Consider the following 15,351-nt stretch of genomic DNA (forward strand, 5'->3'; position numbering starts at 1 on the left):
AGAATTCGCCGTCCGTCGATATCGACCATCTCGGCCCCGAAGCGGACGGCTTTTGGCGGTTCCGTTCGACCCGCCGGTATGTACGAGGTCGAGGTCAAACTGCGGGCCGCCCACGACGCCGTCCGCCCGGCGCTCGACGACGCGGGCGCCGAGCGCGTCGGCGGCGTGACCCAGGTGGACACCTACTACGACGCGCCGCACCGAGACTTCGCCGAGACGGACGAGGCGCTGCGGGTCCGGGAGGAACGCCCCGCCGACTCCGCGGCGGACGGGGAAGCGGACGCAGACGCGAGCGCGACGACGAAAGTCACGTACAAGGGCCCGCTCGTCGACGCCGACTCGAAGACCCGCGAGGAACGCGAGACTGGCGTCGACGACGCCGACGCCGCACGAGGTGTCTTCGAGGGCCTCGGCTTCGAGCCCGCCGCGGTCGTCGAGAAGCACCGGACGTTCTTCGAGGTGGACGGCTACACCGTCACGCTCGACCGCGTCGCGGACCTCGGCGAGTTCGTCGAGGTGGAGGCCGAAGCCGAGCGCGAGGCCGACGTCGACGCGGTCAGGGAGGGCGCGTTCGACGTCCTCCGACGGCTCGGTCTCGACCCCGACGACCAGATCCGGACCTCCTATCTGGGGCTGCTGCTCAACGAGGAATAAGTCCTGCGCGCCAACGACATTCTCCGAGGTAATATTCCGACCAGCGAAGGTTTCCGCAAGTTATAGATCCGGGCGGGTCGAAGCCCGTGGCAATGACCGAGCGGAACATCTCTATCGAGGCGGCGGACCGAACGGCCGTCGAGGACCAGACGGTCGAGATCGTCGAGCGGAAGGGCATCGGCCATCCCGACTCCATCTGCGACGGCATCGCCGAGAGCGTCTCGCGGGCGCTCTCGAACCTCTACCTGGATCGCGTCGGCAAGGTGCTCCACTACAACACCGACGAGACGCAGCTGGTCGCCGGCGAGTCCGCCCCCCAGTACGGCGGCGGCGAGATCGTCGAGCCGATCTACATCCTGATCGTCGGGCGCGCGACGAAGTCCTACGACGGCAAGCGACTCCCCGTCGATTCGACCGCGCTCGCGGCCGCCCGCGACTACCTGAACGAGCACATCCCCGAACTGGAGGTCGGCACCGACGTGATCGTCGACGTGCGCCTCGGCGAGGGCTCGGGCGACCTCCAGGAGGTCTTCGGCGAGGAGGGCGCCGAGGTCCCGATGTCGAACGACACCTCCTTCGGCGTCGGCCACGCGCCGCTCACCGAGACCGAGGAGATCGTCCGCTCCGTCGAACGGGAGCTCAACGGGCCCTACGCCGCGGACCACCCCGAACTCGGCCCCGACGTGAAGGTGATGGGCAAACGCGAGGGCGACCACGTCGACATCACCGTCGCCGCGGCGATGGTCGACGCGTACCTCGACGATCTCGACGAGTACGACGACGCCGTAGAGAGCGTCCGCGAGCACGCCGCCGCGGTCGCCCGCGACCTGACAGACCGCGAGGTCGCCGTCGACGTCAACACCGCCGACGACTACGAGGAGGGCTCGGTCTACCTGACCGTCACGGGCACCAGCGCCGAGATGGGCGACGACGGCTCCGTCGGCCGCGGCAACCGCGCCAACGGCCTGATCACGCCGAACCGCCCGATGAGTATGGAGGCGACCTCCGGGAAGAACCCCGTCAACCACATCGGCAAGATCTACAACCTCCTCTCGACCGACATCGCCGAGACCGTCGTCGACGAGGTCGACGGCATCCGCGACCTCCAGGTCCGCCTGCTCTCCCAGATCGGCCGCCCGATCGACCAGCCCCACGTCGCCGACGCGAAGGTCGTCACCGAGCCCGGCGCCGACCTCGACGCGCTCGAACCCGAGATCCGCGCCATCGTCGACGACCGCCTGGCGAACGTCTCGGACATCACCCGCCGCGTGATCGACGGCGAGCTGTCGACGTTCTGAGCCGCGCTGCCGCACCGAGACCCTGATACCTCCCCGCGACGAACGCCGACCGTGAGCGCGACGAACGCGGTGCTCGTGGGGTACGGCGACTTCGGGACCAAGAGCAGCGCGGTCCGCGCGAAGATGGCAGAGCGCGTCGCCCGCGACGTCGAGGCGGCGCTCGCCGACGCCGGAATCGACGCGGTCGTCGAGCGCCCGTGGTCCCGGCTCGTCGTCCGCACGGATCGCCCGGCGGACGCCGCCCGCACCGCCGCGAGGCTGCCGGGCGTCGCCTTCGCGCGCCCCTCGGTCGCGGTCGACGCCGACCTGGAGGCGATCTGCGACGCCGCGCGCCGCCTCGCCGCGGACCACTCCCCCGACCGGACATACGCGATCGACAGCGACCGGATCGGTCCCGACGACGCCCACGACTTCTCCTCCCGGGAGATCAAGGTCGCCGCCGGCGACGCGGTCGGCGAGGCGTCGGGCGCGCGCGTCGACCTCGACGATCCCGACCGGACCTACCGGATCGAGGTCCGCGAGGCGGAGGCGTTCGTCTCTGTCGAGCGGGTCGACGGCCCCGGCGGCCTCCCGGTCGGCTCGCAGGGCCGCGTCGCGGTCCTCGTCAGCGGCGGCCTCGACTCCCCGGTGGCGATGTGGCGCCTGCTCCGCCGCGGCTGCGAGACGATCCCCGTCTACGTCGACCTCGGCGACTACGGCGGCTCCGACCACCGGGCGCGAGCCCTGGAGGTGGTCCGGACGGTTTCCGAGCGCGCGCCCCGCGCGGACCTCCGGCCGCGCATCGTCGACGGCGAGCCGTTCGTCGAGCGCGTCGTCGAGGATACCACATCCACGCGGATGCTCTCGCTCCGGCGCGCGATGCTCGCCGCCGCCGAGGCCGTCGCCGACCGCGCGGACGCCCACAGCGTCGCGACCGGCGAGGCCCTCGGCCAGAAGTCGAGCCAGACGGGCGCGAACCTCGCGGTCACCGACGCCGCCGTCTCGCTCCCCGTCCACCGCCCGCTTCTCACGGCCGACAAGCCGGACATCGTCGCCGAAGCGCGCGACCTCGGCACGTACACGGACGCGACGCTTCCCGTGGGCTGCGACCGGGTCGCGCCCTCCCACCCGGAGACGAACGCGACGCTCGACGCCGTCGTCGCCGCCGAGCCCGACGGGCTCCTCGATATCGCCCGCGAGGCGGGGCGCGACGCGGACGTTGGATCCCTGTGAACGCGCGGCACGCCATATTGTGTGAATGTATGACGATAGCCGTATGAAAATTAATCACATACACCATTTGTATGAATAACCGGGCAAAAATGGATTTACATACGTAGAGACCGTACGATCTGTCGATGTCAAAGACGTGCCGGCCCTCCCCGTCGGCGTCCGACCCCGAGTGGACCGTCCGCCAGGTGGTCGAGCGCCGCGACTGGAACGAAACGACCGAGACGTGCCCGCTGTGCGGCGACGCCGTCGATCTGCTCGGCCCCCACTACCAGGTCGAACTCGACCGCGAACGCACCCCCGGCAACGGCTCGAAACTCACGCGGGAGCGCCGCCTGCTCTCCTTCTGCGACGAGGCCTGTGCGACCGCGTGGCTCGGCGACGACTGATCTGCACGCTTTTTTGTCCGTCTCTCGCACCGCAATCGATTTATGAGCCCCAGCGGAACCCGGAGACGACCCGCGCGCCGCCGCAGGACGACCGACTATGACCGACGCCCCGTCGCCGCTCGCCCGTAGACCGCCCCGCGACCGCCCCCGTTCGAGCCGGGGGCGACCGGCCCGATGACCCGCGTCTGTCTCGTCGGCGCCGCCGACGTCGACGTCCAGTACGAACTCCTCTCGCGGGAGACCGCCCGCGAGGCGCTCTCGACCTACGAGCGACACGCGCCCTTCGAGAACTCCCTGGCGGTCGACACCGTGAGCCTCGGCGCGGCGGTGTCGCTGTGCAACGACCTGAACTGGTATCTCGTCCGCTTCGTCGACCTCGCGCTCGTCCGCGAGCCGAGCGTCTCGACCGAGGAGTGGCTGAGCCGCTCGCTCGCGACGCAGGTCCGCGACGGCGACGCCGACCCCGCGGAGACGGGCGACCTGCTTGCGGTCTACGGCGTCGAGGACGGCGCGCTCGTCGAGCCGATGTACGTCACCCGCCGGCCCGACGGGACCGTCCCCGAGTACGACCTCCGGCCCGCCTCGGAGACGGTCGTCGTCCGCGTCACAGAAGACGAGTTCGGCCGCGGGTAGGCGCCGCGGTCGGGACGTCTGACGCGCGTCTGTCTCTTCGGCCGTCAGCGCCCGGTTCGGCGCGCCGCGCCTGCGAACTATTAAGACGAACGCTCCCGACTGCCGGCATATGGACGAGACACCCGAGAAGATCACGACGCTCGTCGGCCGCGAGGTGTACTCGAACGAAGGCGTCTTCGTGGGCGAGGTCGCCGACGTCCGCCTGGACCTCGAAGACCGGCAGGCGGTGACCGGGCTGGCCCTCACACAGCTCAACGACGAACTCTTCGCCGATCTCGTGAGCGGGCAGAAGGGCGTCATCCTCCCGTACCGCTGGGTCCGCGCCGTCGGCGACGTCATCCTCATCAACGACGTCACCCTCCACGACGTGATCGAGCAGATGACCCAACCGAACAAGGACGACGCCGAAGACGCGCTGGCGTGACCGCTTTTCGATAGCTCGCTCTCTCCTCCGGGTCGCGGCCGCGTCCCTCCGCCGCCCGCGCCCGGACGTCCGACCGCCGTCACGGCCCCGACCAACAGCCATTTGCGGGGCGAGGCTGTATCCCGGCGTATGTCGGACGAACCAGACGATTCCGCTGTCGACAACGACACCGACGAAGCGCCCGACGGCGACGACGCCGAGGAGAAGTCCTTCCGCGAGCGCGTCGAGGAGATCCGCGAGCGACGCGCCGAGGAGCGCGAGGAGGGCGAGCGCCCCGACCCCGAGGAGATGATGGGCGGTGGCGGCGGTCCCGGCGGCGCCGGCGGCAACCCCTTCGCGCAGATGATGAGCGGGATGATGGGCGGCGGCGGACCCGGCGGGATGGGCGGCGGCCCGCCCGGAATGGGCGGCGGCGGCCCCGGCGGCCGCGGCGAGGAGAGCGACTCCGCGGGCAACGAAGAGCTCGTCCGCGAGGTCCGTCAGCTCCGCGACGAGGTCCGCGATGCGACCCGCCAGCTCCAGCGGATCGCCCAGGCAGTCGAAGACCTCGACGACTGAGACCGACTACGCCCGCGTCTCGCGCGCTCCGGGCGCCCCGCGATTTTCTCCGAGAAGCCGCTCGTAGAGGGCCGCGAGCTGATCGACCGCGTGTTCGACGCTCAGTTCGTCGCGTCGGGCGAGACACGACTCCGACAGCGACTCGCCCTCGTCGAGAACGCGCCCGATCGCGTCCCGACAGCCCGCGAGGTCGCCGTGGTCGTAGTGATAGCCCGTGACGCCGTCGTCGACGGTGTTCGAGAGCGCGCCGGCGTCGACGGCGACGACGGGCGTCCCACAGGCGTTCGCCTCCAGGGCGACGAGCCCCTGGGTCTCGACGGGGCTCGGGAAGACGAAGGCGTCCAGCGCCGAGTAGAACGTGGGAAGCTCCTCGCGCGGGAGGAATCCGAGGAACCGGGCGTCGACGTCGAGGTCGGCCGCGAGCGCCTCCCACTCCTCGCGCGCGGGCCCGTCGCCGCCGACGACGACGGTCGCGTCCAGGCCGTCGGCCGCGCGCAGGAACTCACCCACGTTCTTCTCGTGGCCGTGCCGGCCGGTGTAGCCGACGAGCGGCCCCGACGGGAGGTCGTAGCGCTCGCGGAACGCCTCGACTCCCGCCGGGTCGACCGGCGCGAAGAAGTCGGTGTCGACGCCGTTCGAGACCACCGCCGCGGGGACGTCGGCGTCGGCGTCGGCAAGGGCCCGCTCCTTCGCGGCCTCGCTCGGGAAGACGACCGCGTCCGAGCGGGCGAGGAACCACCGCTCGTACCGCTGGGCGATCCGCTCGATGCCGCGCTCGACGCGCGGGCGGGAGGTGAGGTAGTCGGCGTACTCCGCGGTCGGCGTGTGGTAGGAGGTCACGAGCGGGAGGTCGTTCCGGCGCGCGAGGCGGACCCCGCCGAGGCCGACCGCGAAGGGCGTGTGGGCGTGGACGACGTCGACGTCGCCGACGGCCTTCGGGATCCGCGGCGACCCCAGGCGGAACCCCTCGTACATCGGGAACGGGAGGCTCCCCACGGGGTGTTCGCCGTCGTCGGGGTCGTACGCGTCGCTCCCCGGGTAGACGACCGGCATCCGGCCGCCGCGGTCCCGCCAGCGGTCGCGCCACGTCCGGATGGTGTAGGAGACGCCGTTCACCGTCGGCAGGTAGGTGTCGGTGAAGACGGCGACCGAGGGGGGACTCATCGGCGGCGATTCACGGACGCGGGGGTAAACAGTTGCGGATCCGTCCGCGAGCGGCCGAGCGGGCTACTCGCCGCTCTCGTTTTCGGGCTCGATTTCCGCCTCGCTTTCTACGTCGACCTCGACCGGTCGCCCCGCCCGCTTCGCGTCGACGACCTCCCGGTACGTCGCGGCCAACTGCTCGCCGACGCGGTCGAGGCTGTGCTCCCTCGCGGTCTCGCGGGCGTTCTCGCCGAGGCGTTCGCGGAGTTCGGGGTCCTCGGCGAGCCGCTCGACGGCCTCGCGGAACTCCGCTTCGGTCTCGCACTTCAGGCAGTCGTGGCCGTGGGTGTAGAACTCCTCGAACACCGGGATGTCCCGGAGGACGACCGCCTTCCCGCAGGCCATCGCTTCGAGGACGGCGATCCCCTGGTTCTCGTTCTTCGTCGGGAAGAGGTAGACGTCGCCCGCGCCGTACGCGCCGCGGACGTCGTCGATCCAGCCGGTGAAGGTGACGTTCTCCGGCGGATTCGACGTCCAGCGCTTGACCGCCTTCGAGGCGTGCGGGCCGGTGTCGTAGGGGCCGAACCACGCGAAGTCGTAGGGGGTCTCTTTGGCCACTTCGCAGAACGTCGAGAGGCCCTTCCGCTCGAAGACGTTGCCGACGAGGAAGACGACCGTCCCCTCCAGGTCGTAGCGCTCGCGGTACTCCGCGCGGAGGTCCTCGTACCCCTCCAGGGCGTCAACATCGACGCCGTTCGTGATGGGCCTGATCGGCGCGTCGACGGGGTACGATTCGAGGACGCGCTTCGTGTACGCGGAGGGACAGAGCACGAGGTCCGCCTGCGAGTAGAACCACTTCAGGTAGCGGCCGAGCGCGGGCGCGATCGTCGTCGACCCGCGGAACGACTCTGCGAAGTCCTCGCGCGTGACGTGCGTGTGGAGGATCAGCGGGATCCCGTTCCGCTTTGCGTGCCGCGCGACCGCGAGCGAGCCCGGGCCGACGAGGTTGCAGTGGGCGACGTCGTACTCGCGGAGGAGGCCGCGGCCCCGGACGGTCGACTGGAGCCCGGCGAGAGGGTCGCCGCCGCGCCACGGCGAGGTCACCACCTCGACGTCCGTGCGGGCGAGCGCGGCGCGCTGCTGGTCTGTGGCCGTCCCGATCCCGCTCCGGTCGAGGTGAGATTCGAGTTCGAGGTAGTTGAGCGCGCGGAGTGCCACGTCTACCGTGACTTCGCCGCGGGGTCATTTATACTGTCTGTCCCGGCGGCGCGCTGGGTCGGATCGGCTCGGAACGATTCGGAACGGCTCGGAACGATTCGATTCGACTCGGAACCTCTTTTTCCGCTCGCCCGCACGCCCGGATATGGGCATCCCGGCCGAGCGGATCGACCGACTCCACGACCTCGCGCGCGAGGCCACCGCCGACGGCGACGTCGACCGCGCGCGCGAGTACGTTCGGCTGGCCCGCCGGATCGCCGAGCGGCACCGGACCGGCCTGCCGCGGCGCTTCCGGCGGTTCGCCTGCGACGACTGCGACGCGTACCTCCGGCCCGGGGCGACCGCGCGCGTCCGCCTCCAGTCGGGCCGCGTCGTGGTCCGGTGTCTCGCCTGCGGCGCGACGAAGCGCTACCCGTACGAGGACTGAGGCCGGTCGCGTTCGCTCCCCCGCCGAGCGTCGTCACAGGAATCGCCCGCGGCTGGAAGTGTGAGAGCCAGTAGGATTTTTTCAGCGGCGCTGGAAGCCTTAAGTTTCAAACCGAGCCCCCTCATATGGAGGGAATATGGACGAACAGGAGTTACGGAAGGCGGCGCACGATCTGGACGTCACCGTCTGGGTCGGCAAGGGGGGCATCGATCCGGTCGTCGACGAGGCCGCAGACCAGCTGGCCGACCGCGACCTGATCAAGGTGAAGTTCCTCCGGGCGGCCCGCGGCGGGACGACCGTCGAGGAGCTCGCCGCGGAGCTCGCAGACCGGACCGATGCGGAGGTCGTCGAGACGCGCGGTAACACGGGGGTGCTCCACAAATGAGCGGCGCCGTCCTCCAGGTCGGCGTCGGCCTGAGCGGGTCGATCGCGCGGTTCCTCGCCGACCTCGGGCTCCCGGACACGATCGCCGGGCTGGCCGGCCAGGCGATCGCCTTCCTGGCGGTCTTCCTCGTCCTGTTCTACGTCGGCCGGAGCGTCCTGCTCCCGCTTGCGGACCGGGTGATGAACTCCCGCGACCTCGAATCCCACGCCAAGAAGCCGATCCGGCGGCTCGTGGTCGTCGTGCTCGGCTTCGTCGCGGTCACCATCGCCTTCGGCGCCGCGGGCTACGGCGACCTCCTGCAGTCGCTCGCGACCGTCGCGGCCGCGGCTACGCTCGCGATCGGCTTCGCGATGCAGGACGTCCTCAAGAACTTCGTCGCGGGCATTTTCATCTACACCGACAAGCCGTTCAAGATCGGCGACTGGATCGAGTGGGACGGCCACTCCGGCATCGTCGAGGACATCAGCTTCCGCGTCTCCCGGGTCCGGACCTTCGACAACGAACTGCTCACCGTCCCGAACTCGGCGCTGACCGACGGCGTGATCAAAAACCCCGTCGCGAAGGACAAACTCCGCCTGCAGGTCCCCTTCGGGATCGGCTACGACGACGACGTCGAGCGGGCCACCGAGATCATCATCGAGGAGGCCGAAAACCACGAGGAGATCCTCGAAGACCCCGCCCCGACCGTCCGCCTGACCGAACTCGGCGACTCCTCTGTCACGCTCAAATCGCGCATCTGGATCGACAATCCGAGCCGTGCGGACTTCGTGAAGACCCGCGCGGAGTACGTCCAGACGGTGAAAGAGCGCTTCGACGAGGAGGGCATCGACATCCCCTACCCGAACCGGACGCTCGGCGGCGAACTCACCGTCGCGGGCCTCGACGAGGTCGCGCCCGCGGACGACTGAGCGCCCGCGGACGACTGGGCGCCCGCTTCCGATCTGGGACGGTTCTTCGATCTACAGCTCGATCCGCTCGACGAGCTGGTCGTCGGCGTCGGCCTTCGTGTTGACCGCGACGATGCGGACGTGTTTCTCCAGCCCCGAGTTGTGGAGTTTCGCCTTCAGGAGGTTGTCGACCTGATACACGCCGGCGGCGTTTATCATCTCGATCTCGACCAGCACGGGCCGGCCGTCTCCGGGCTTGAGGGTGACGTTCTCGATCGCCTGGCTGGAGAGGGTGTTGATGCCCCGTCCGCCCTTCTCGTAGGGGATCCGCGAGCGGCCGCGCTCCATATCGAGGGCGTCGGCGACGCGGATGACGCCCGCCTCGGTCGTCAATGGGTCCTCTTCGGTGTGATGACAGAGGATCGCGTGGAGGACCTCCGATTTGACCCGGACCGCGTCGCGGACGTCGTAGAAGTCGAAGCCGGCGAGGATCCGATCGAGGACGTCCGAGGCCAGCGGGATCGAGTAGTACGCGTGCTCGTCGCGGTGGACGACGTGACCGATGTCGTGGAGCGTCGCCGCCAGCGCGACGATCACCGCCTCGTCGGCCTCGTCGAGGCCCTGATCCGCGGCGCCGTTGAACGCGACGTCGCCGCCCTTCAGCAGGTCATAGAGGTTCAGCGCGCGGTTGCGGACGATCTCGATGTGCTTCGGCCCGTGGTCGTTGTAGCCCTTCCTCGTGACCGCGTTGACGTTCTGGGCCTCCAGGTACGTCTCGATCTCGGGGTCCGAGAGGAGCTCCGGAAGGATCGCGTTGAGCCGCTCGTCCGGGAAGTTGTGGTCTGCCTCGGGGTCGTACTCGTGTCCGACGCTCGGCGTCGATTCGGCCATACCAGCGGGTAGCCGACCGATCGCCAAGTACCTGCGGGTCCGCCGACCGCGGCGGTCGTGCGCCTAAGCGCTCGCCTCTTCGGCCGCCGCGGCGACCGCGTCGTAGTCGGGTTCGACGCCGGGGTCGTCGCTGACCCACGCGTAGGTGACCGTTCCCGAGCCGTCGACGACGAACACGGCGCGCTTTGCGACGTCGCGGACGCCGAGGTCGGCGAAGTCCATCGAGACGTCGTAGGCGTCGATGATCTCGCGGTTGGTGTCGCTGACGAGCCCGAAGTTCAGGTCGTTCTGGTCGCGGAACTCGTTGAGCGTGAAGGGGGTGTCGATGCTGATCCCGTAGACCGTCGCGCCGACGTCCTCGAAGTTCGCCATCTGATCGCGGAACGTACACATCTCGGTCGTGCAGGTCCCCGTGAACGCCGCGGGGAAGAACGCGAGCACGACCGGCGCCTCGTCGAGGTGGTCCGAGAGCGTGAACGAGCCGACGTCGCCGTCTGCGAGCGGTGCGGTGAAATCCGGGGCCTCGTCGCCGACTGATACCATACCCCTCCTGCGGGCGCGCTCCGGTTGAATGTTGCTGTCGACGTCCGTGTGCGCCGCGTATTTACCAGAGCCAGGCGAGCAAAAAGCCTATAATTACCACCGGGTTAGGTCCGGGTAGCGATGTACGGAACTATCACCCCTCTGTTCCCGGGGCTGCCGGGTGGGCCGGAGGTGCTCGTCGTCCTGCTCATACTGGTGTTGCTGTTCGGCGCGAACAAGATCCCGAAACTCGCCCGGTCGACGGGGCAGGCGATGGGGGAGTTCAAGCGCGGCCGCGAAGAGATCGAAGAGGAACTGCAACAGATGGACGAGGACGAAGACGAGGAGTCCGAGGCGACGACGTCGAGCGACTCCGAGACGTCGACCGAGACGTCGACGGAAACGAACTGACGCCCGACGCCCGTCCCCACCCGGTCTTTTCTCGGTCGGTGCGAAACCGTATCTGTTTAAGCGATCGCTCCGCTATTCGATCGCGGGACGCGTGGCCTAGTGGACCAGGGCGAGGGGTTCCTAACCCCTAGAGCGCGGGTTCGAATCCCGCCGCGTCCGTTCGCTTCGCTCACGAACGCGGCGACCTGCCGCTCGCTATGCTCGCGGGAGTCCCGCCGCGCCCGTTTTCCGCCGAGCGATAGCGAGGCGTGAAAACGACACTGAGGGATTCGAATCAGGGAGGTCGCACGCAGCGGAGCGAGCACGTCCGACCGTGGTTCGAATCCCGCCGCGTCCGTTCGCTCCGCTCACGCACGCGGCGACCTCCCGCTCGCTGTGCTCGCGAGAGTCCCGCCGCGTCCGTTTCCTCCTTCGGTAATTCAGAGGTCCACGCGATCGCCGATCTCGGCGATCTCCAGCGACTTCGGGTACTCGTAGCTCCGCGCGTGGTGATGGAGGGCCTTCGGGTCCGCGGTCAGCCCCTTCCACATATCCCAGTGGCTCGGGAGGAGGCGGTCGAACCGGAGGTCCGAGGCGGCCTTCACGGCTTCGTTCTCCGTGGAGTACCACCGCGTGCGCTTCGGCTCGCCCGTCTGCTTGTCGTCGATGTTGCCGATCGCGCCGAACGCCAGCACCCCGAGGTCGACGTCGTAGCGCTCGCCCACCGCGTCGAAGTCCTCGTGGGGCTTCGTGTCGCCGCCGTGGAAGAACGTCCCCGAGTCGTGTTCGAAGACGTACGACACCGGATGGGTCGAGTCGGGGTCGTGGGAGATCTCGACGTGAACGGTGAACTCCCCGACGTCGAGGGTGTCGCCCTCGGCGACCTCGTGGAACTGCGCCTCGTCGAGGTCGTACTCGTCGAGCCACGCCTCGTCGTCGTAGGCGACCGAAAGGGAGTCGTCGGGGGCATAGAAGTCCGCGCCCGTGCGCTCCAGGATCGGGGCCTGACTCGGACCGTGGGTGTGGTCGGTGTGCTCGTGGGTCGCGAAGACGGCGTCCATCTCCGCGACGTCCGCGGGGTCGAACGGCACCGGGATCATCCGGACCGTCCGCGGCGGGTCGCCCGTGCCCAGGTAGGGATCGATCGCGACCGTCGTTCCGGCCGACCCCTTGAGGATGAATCCGTTGCACCCGAGATACCAGATCGCGACCGTCTCGGGGTCCGCCGATTCGACCGCACGCGGGAGCCAATCGCCCCAGTCGCTTTCGACCATACGCGTCGGTACAGCCGTCCGTGGACTAATTCTGTCGGTTCGACGAGCGCCGATAGCCGCCCGGCGGAGAACTCTGGAGACCAGCTAGCAGTCTGTGAAAGAAATTCAGACCTTGGCATAATACAGAAAATAAGAAAACGAATACGCATATAATGAATGTAATGATGGGGTACCACATCAGATTGTATCGACAAAAAGTACTTATGTCATACCCACTTTCGACAAATTGCTATGTCAACGCATAACAGGGAGACGGCACACTTCTCGCAGATGGACGCGGCGATGCGCCAGCTCGGGTCGCGGGACCGTCGGCCGAACGCCGATTCGTGAGTCCGACGGCTTCTCCTGTGAGGCTCTCTGCCGGACGGCGATCCTGACTTGCAGACGTTACGATACTGTTTCTGTGCTGTCCGCGCGTGCGACCTGCTCTCTACAACGGCACCGGCAGCCATCGGAGCGCCGAGAGCACCGCCTCGGGCGGTATGACCGGATCGTGGAGCGTCAGCCAGTCTAAGAGCGTGAGCCCCAGCCCGTGGGCGACGATCGAGGGGAGCAGCGACTGGCTGTGGTAGTCGACCGCGCCGAAGAGGACGTCTGTCGGCCCCGACAGCAGCAGTTCGATCGGGGGCTTCCCGACGTGGTGGAGCGCGTAGACGACCGGGGAGATGAAGACGCTCTTGAAGCCGAACTCGTCGCTGACGCCGACACAGAGCAGTCCGCGATAATAGGTCTCGGCGGCGACGACGACGAGGAGCTGTTGGACCATATGCGGGAGGAACTCCCCGAGCGCGGTCGAGGTCTCCCACATCGGATAGTACGCGCGGATGCTGGGGAGCGACGCCCCCACGAGGTAGAAGGGAAAGACGAACGCCGCGAGCGCGAGCGTGTCGCGGAGGGCGCGCCGGTCGACGTGGAACCCCAGATCGCGGCCGTGTGTGGCCGCCAGCGTCGCGGGAATCAGGAGGAAGACGACCACGTCGCGGACGGCCCGTGCGGTGAGGTCAGACGGCGGTACCGACCACGAACTCCACGCGATCGAGAGGGCGAGGCCGACGACGACCGACCGCTGGAGCCACGTCGACTCGGCGGCGGCGTCGCGGAGGCGGGCGTGGACCGACACCGTCTGAGGGCCCTACTCCGTCGGGATCGGACCGTCGCCGACAGCGTCTTTGACGTGGTTCACGAACGACTGGCGGGAGTCGAAGTACGTCTCGTCGACCTCCGCCAAGACGTCCGAGAGCTGCTGTGGTCCCGACGGCGTCCGGATGACGCTGTCGCCCTCCTGGTCTTCGATCCGGCTCTTCTCGTGGGGCCAGGTGAGGCGCGCGGCGACCCGCGCGAGCGGCTGTCCTTCGACGGGCGTCTCCTCGCCCAACTCGACGACGGGACCCTCGGATTCCTCCTCGTCTGCCATACGCCGCGGTTCGCCACCCGCGACATTAATCCCTTCGACACGCCCGTTCGCCCCGGGCTCGGGGTCGCCGGCGGGCTCCGGCGCCCGCGGGGATATCCGTCCGATTCGGACGGCCGTCGTGCGTCCGTCTGACGCATCGTTTTGTGTGGTGGCCCCGAATGGCCACTATGCCCAGTCTCTCGGAGGTCTACAGGGGGAAGCAGTCGGGGGCGAGCCTCCGGCGACTACTCTTCGGATTGGGGCTGTTCCTCGCCGGCGCGCTCCTGGTGGTGACCGGAATCGTCGTCGCGACCACGGACGTCCTCTACGGGTCCGACCTCGCCGCCCTGACGGCGAAGCGTCAGCTCGGGGGCGTGCTCGCGGGCGTCGGCGTCCCCGCGGTGTTCCTCGGCATCTTCGCCGTGCTCCCGTCCGGGCGGCTCACGAAGGCCGCGGCGGTCATCGGCGCCGGCATCGCCGTCGTCGGCGTCGCACTCTTCACGCACGCGTATCCGTGTATGTGGTCCGGATCGCTCTGCGGCGCGGGGAAGCCGGACCTGACGCTTATGACCGTCAGCGTCTACTTCCTCGGCGCGATCGTCACCTTCTGGTGTCTGTTCGTCGGCGTCGCCAACTTCAAGACGCGCAACGACCCCGGGGGCACCGCCACGGTGAACGTCACCCGGAAGCGCGAGACGCGGTACGTCCCCGTCGAGCGCGACCGCGGCGGCTTCGGCGGCATCGGCTTCTTCGGCGGCACGCCCGACGGCGAGGTCGAGACCCAGACCGGCGGCCGCAGCGGGTCCTCGGGGTCGGCCGGCACCGCCTCCGACGGCGGCACCGACGCGGAGTCGATCTCCTCGCCGATGGACGAACCGACGGCCGGAGGCGGCTCCGCGACGGACGCGTCGCTGACGGCGAACGGCCCCCGACCACCCGGCGGCTCGGAGAACGACGCGTCGGGACGCAGCCTCGACGCCAGCGACACCTACTGCGGCAACTGCGCGCACTTCGAGTACGTCCGGACCGACGAGGGGATCCGGCCCTACTGCGGGGCCACCGAGGAACTGATGGACGATATGGACCCCTGCGAGGAGTGGACCTCGCGGTCGCGGCGACGATAGACCCTCACAGCTCTCCTAATGTCTCCGCCACGTCGTCCCAGTGGCTACCCTTCCAGAACGCCTGCCCGCAGTCCAGACACCGCCAGCAGTCGGTCTCGGCGGGATCGGGCGCGTACGAGGGAAGTGACTCGTCGGCGTCGACCGACCGAAGCTCGCCGTTGCAGGCCGCACACCGCTTCGGTGACTCGGATAGCGAGAGGTCGTAGCCCGCGTCGTCGACCTCACGGAGTTGCTGCCGGACGTCCTTGCTCTTGACGAGCACCGCGCCGTCGACGCGCGCTGCGAGATCCGAATCGCGGGTGAGGAGCGTCCGGTCCGAGGCGCGGGCCATCGCGGCGATCTCGTCGTCGCCCGGGTCGGAGTCCGGTCGCGCGCGCTCGCCGTCGCGTTCCAGCACGTACGCGGCGTCGTAGCCGCACATCCGCAGATAGGTGGTGAGCTTGCCGAGCATCGCGTCGAGGAGGAGCCGCGACGGATCCGTCCCCGCCCGGTCGTTCGCCGCCTCGTCCGTCGTCCGGTCCGTCATCGTCGC

General features: G+C 69.0%; 20 protein-coding genes and 1 tRNA gene. 13 read left to right on the forward strand and 8 right to left on the reverse strand.

The window, feature by feature from the left end:
• Positions 1-78 precede the first annotated feature (78 nt).
• The 7 genes from cyaB to OS889_RS05485 all read left to right on the forward strand — a co-directional run bounded on the left by cyaB (position 79) and on the right by OS889_RS05485 (position 5,165).
• Positions 79-654, forward strand: a complete 576-nt coding sequence (gene cyaB / locus OS889_RS05455; RefSeq protein ID WP_372387996.1) for a class IV adenylate cyclase — start codon at positions 79-81, stop codon at positions 652-654.
• Positions 655-746: 92 nt separating this feature from the next.
• Positions 747-1,952, forward strand: coding sequence for a methionine adenosyltransferase (locus OS889_RS05460; protein WP_372387997.1), 1,206 nt, complete (start codon positions 747-749; stop codon positions 1,950-1,952).
• Positions 1,953-2,003: 51 nt separating this feature from the next.
• On the forward strand, positions 2,004-3,164 hold the full coding sequence (locus OS889_RS05465; protein ID WP_372387999.1) for a tRNA sulfurtransferase: 1,161 nt from the start codon (positions 2,004-2,006) through the stop codon (positions 3,162-3,164).
• A gap of 125 nt (positions 3,165-3,289) precedes the next feature.
• Positions 3,290-3,550: a hypothetical protein gene (locus OS889_RS05470; protein WP_372388000.1), complete on the forward strand. Its 261-nt coding sequence runs from the start codon at positions 3,290-3,292 to the stop codon at positions 3,548-3,550.
• Positions 3,551-3,724: 174 nt separating this feature from the next.
• Positions 3,725-4,183, forward strand: coding sequence for a DUF5804 family protein (locus OS889_RS05475; RefSeq protein WP_372388002.1), 459 nt, complete (start codon positions 3,725-3,727; stop codon positions 4,181-4,183).
• A 109-nt stretch (positions 4,184-4,292) separates the two neighbouring features.
• On the forward strand, positions 4,293-4,607 hold the full coding sequence (locus OS889_RS05480; RefSeq protein ID WP_372388004.1) for a PRC-barrel domain-containing protein: 315 nt from the start codon (positions 4,293-4,295) through the stop codon (positions 4,605-4,607).
• Between the two features lie 129 nt (positions 4,608-4,736).
• Positions 4,737-5,165 (forward strand): hypothetical protein, encoded by a 429-nt coding sequence (locus tag OS889_RS05485; RefSeq protein ID WP_372388006.1) that lies wholly within the window; start codon positions 4,737-4,739, stop codon positions 5,163-5,165.
• Positions 5,166-5,171: 6 nt separating this feature from the next.
• On the opposite strand, the gene OS889_RS05490 is transcribed toward OS889_RS05485, so the two are convergent.
• Positions 5,172-6,329: a glycosyltransferase gene (locus tag OS889_RS05490; protein ID WP_372388009.1), complete on the reverse strand. Its 1,158-nt coding sequence runs from the start codon at positions 6,327-6,329 to the stop codon at positions 5,172-5,174.
• A 63-nt stretch (positions 6,330-6,392) separates the two neighbouring features.
• Positions 6,393-7,526: a glycosyltransferase family 4 protein gene (locus OS889_RS05495; RefSeq protein WP_372388011.1), complete on the reverse strand. Its 1,134-nt coding sequence runs from the start codon at positions 7,524-7,526 to the stop codon at positions 6,393-6,395.
• A gap of 145 nt (positions 7,527-7,671) precedes the next feature.
• On the opposite strand from OS889_RS05495, the gene OS889_RS05500 reads away from it, so the two are divergent.
• The 3 genes from OS889_RS05500 to OS889_RS05510 all read left to right on the forward strand — a co-directional run bounded on the left by OS889_RS05500 (position 7,672) and on the right by OS889_RS05510 (position 9,246).
• On the forward strand, positions 7,672-7,953 hold the full coding sequence (locus tag OS889_RS05500) for a ribonuclease P protein component 4 (protein WP_372388013.1): 282 nt from the start codon (positions 7,672-7,674) through the stop codon (positions 7,951-7,953).
• 136 nt (positions 7,954-8,089) lie between these two features.
• Positions 8,090-8,338, forward strand: a complete 249-nt coding sequence (locus OS889_RS05505) for a YhbY family RNA-binding protein (protein WP_372388015.1) — start codon at positions 8,090-8,092, stop codon at positions 8,336-8,338.
• Positions 8,335-9,246 (forward strand): mechanosensitive ion channel family protein, encoded by a 912-nt coding sequence (locus OS889_RS05510; RefSeq protein WP_372388017.1) that lies wholly within the window; start codon positions 8,335-8,337, stop codon positions 9,244-9,246. The genes OS889_RS05505 and OS889_RS05510 overlap by 4 nt, the downstream gene beginning before the upstream one ends.
• Positions 9,247-9,297: 51 nt before the next feature.
• Here the strand turns inward: OS889_RS05510 and OS889_RS05515 are convergent, their stop codons facing one another.
• Positions 9,298-10,116 carry an HD domain-containing protein gene (locus tag OS889_RS05515; protein WP_372388019.1) on the reverse strand — a complete coding sequence of 273 codons (819 nt, stop codon included), beginning with the start codon at positions 10,114-10,116 and terminating at the stop codon, positions 9,298-9,300.
• Between the two features lie 63 nt (positions 10,117-10,179).
• Positions 10,180-10,659, reverse strand: a complete 480-nt coding sequence (locus OS889_RS05520; protein ID WP_372388021.1) for a redoxin domain-containing protein — start codon at positions 10,657-10,659, stop codon at positions 10,180-10,182.
• A 120-nt stretch (positions 10,660-10,779) separates the two neighbouring features.
• Here OS889_RS05520 and OS889_RS05525 point away from each other — a divergent pair, with 120 nt between their 5' ends.
• The gene (locus tag OS889_RS05525) at positions 10,780-11,049 is read left to right on the forward strand and encodes a Sec-independent protein translocase subunit TatA/TatB (RefSeq protein WP_372388022.1); all 270 of its coding nucleotides are present in this window, start codon (positions 10,780-10,782) and stop codon (positions 11,047-11,049) included.
• A gap of 85 nt (positions 11,050-11,134) precedes the next feature.
• Positions 11,135-11,208 (forward strand) — tRNA-Arg (locus OS889_RS05530).
• 260 nt (positions 11,209-11,468) lie between these two features.
• Here OS889_RS05530 and OS889_RS05535 read toward each other — a convergent pair.
• The 3 genes from OS889_RS05535 to OS889_RS05545 form a co-directional block, all read right to left on the reverse strand.
• Positions 11,469-12,302: an MBL fold metallo-hydrolase gene (locus OS889_RS05535; RefSeq protein ID WP_372388023.1), complete on the reverse strand. Its 834-nt coding sequence runs from the start codon at positions 12,300-12,302 to the stop codon at positions 11,469-11,471.
• 430 nt (positions 12,303-12,732) lie between these two features.
• Positions 12,733-13,422, reverse strand: a complete 690-nt coding sequence (locus OS889_RS05540) for a CPBP family glutamic-type intramembrane protease (RefSeq protein ID WP_372388025.1) — start codon at positions 13,420-13,422, stop codon at positions 12,733-12,735.
• A gap of 12 nt (positions 13,423-13,434) precedes the next feature.
• Positions 13,435-13,716, reverse strand: a complete 282-nt coding sequence (locus OS889_RS05545; protein ID WP_372388026.1) for a DUF5789 family protein — start codon at positions 13,714-13,716, stop codon at positions 13,435-13,437.
• Between the two features lie 167 nt (positions 13,717-13,883).
• Here OS889_RS05545 and OS889_RS05550 point away from each other — a divergent pair, with 167 nt between their 5' ends.
• Positions 13,884-14,819, forward strand: a complete 936-nt coding sequence (locus OS889_RS05550) for a cell division protein CdpA domain-containing protein (RefSeq protein ID WP_372388028.1) — start codon at positions 13,884-13,886, stop codon at positions 14,817-14,819.
• Positions 14,820-14,823: 4 nt separating this feature from the next.
• Here OS889_RS05550 and OS889_RS05555 read toward each other — a convergent pair whose 3' ends face one another.
• The gene (locus tag OS889_RS05555; RefSeq protein WP_372388029.1) at positions 14,824-15,345 is read right to left on the reverse strand and encodes a Mut7-C RNAse domain-containing protein; all 522 of its coding nucleotides are present in this window, start codon (positions 15,343-15,345) and stop codon (positions 14,824-14,826) included.
• Positions 15,346-15,351: the final 6 nt, after the last annotated feature.

It is taken from the genome of Halobellus sp. MBLA0158, assembly GCF_041477585.1.
Classification (GTDB): domain Archaea; phylum Halobacteriota; class Halobacteria; order Halobacteriales; family Haloferacaceae; genus Haloquadratum; species Haloquadratum rubicundus.

Excerpts from the sequence above, each read along its gene's own strand:
- cyaB (WP_372387996.1), top strand. The coding sequence starts at position 79 with ATGTACGAGGTCGAGGTCAAACTGCGGGCCGCCCACGACGCCGTCCGC.
- OS889_RS05460 (WP_372387997.1), top strand. The coding sequence starts at position 747 with ATGACCGAGCGGAACATCTCTATCGAGGCGGCGGACCGAACGGCCGTC.
- OS889_RS05470 (WP_372388000.1), top strand. The coding sequence starts at position 3,290 with ATGTCAAAGACGTGCCGGCCCTCCCCGTCGGCGTCCGACCCCGAGTGG.
- OS889_RS05475 (WP_372388002.1), top strand. The coding sequence starts at position 3,725 with ATGACCCGCGTCTGTCTCGTCGGCGCCGCCGACGTCGACGTCCAGTAC.
- OS889_RS05480 (WP_372388004.1), top strand. The coding sequence starts at position 4,293 with ATGGACGAGACACCCGAGAAGATCACGACGCTCGTCGGCCGCGAGGTG.
- OS889_RS05485 (WP_372388006.1), top strand. The coding sequence starts at position 4,737 with ATGTCGGACGAACCAGACGATTCCGCTGTCGACAACGACACCGACGAA.
- OS889_RS05490 (WP_372388009.1), bottom strand. The coding sequence starts at position 6,329 with ATGAGTCCCCCCTCGGTCGCCGTCTTCACCGACACCTACCTGCCGACG.
- OS889_RS05500 (WP_372388013.1), top strand. The coding sequence starts at position 7,672 with ATGGGCATCCCGGCCGAGCGGATCGACCGACTCCACGACCTCGCGCGC.
- OS889_RS05505 (WP_372388015.1), top strand. The coding sequence starts at position 8,090 with ATGGACGAACAGGAGTTACGGAAGGCGGCGCACGATCTGGACGTCACC.
- OS889_RS05510 (WP_372388017.1), top strand. The coding sequence starts at position 8,335 with ATGAGCGGCGCCGTCCTCCAGGTCGGCGTCGGCCTGAGCGGGTCGATC.
- OS889_RS05515 (WP_372388019.1), bottom strand. The coding sequence starts at position 10,116 with ATGGCCGAATCGACGCCGAGCGTCGGACACGAGTACGACCCCGAGGCA.
- OS889_RS05520 (WP_372388021.1), bottom strand. The coding sequence starts at position 10,659 with ATGGTATCAGTCGGCGACGAGGCCCCGGATTTCACCGCACCGCTCGCA.
- OS889_RS05525 (WP_372388022.1), top strand. The coding sequence starts at position 10,780 with ATGTACGGAACTATCACCCCTCTGTTCCCGGGGCTGCCGGGTGGGCCG.
- OS889_RS05535 (WP_372388023.1), bottom strand. The coding sequence starts at position 12,302 with ATGGTCGAAAGCGACTGGGGCGATTGGCTCCCGCGTGCGGTCGAATCG.
- OS889_RS05545 (WP_372388026.1), bottom strand. The coding sequence starts at position 13,716 with ATGGCAGACGAGGAGGAATCCGAGGGTCCCGTCGTCGAGTTGGGCGAG.
- OS889_RS05550 (WP_372388028.1), top strand. The coding sequence starts at position 13,884 with ATGCCCAGTCTCTCGGAGGTCTACAGGGGGAAGCAGTCGGGGGCGAGC.
- OS889_RS05555 (WP_372388029.1), bottom strand. The coding sequence starts at position 15,345 with ATGACGGACCGGACGACGGACGAGGCGGCGAACGACCGGGCGGGGACG.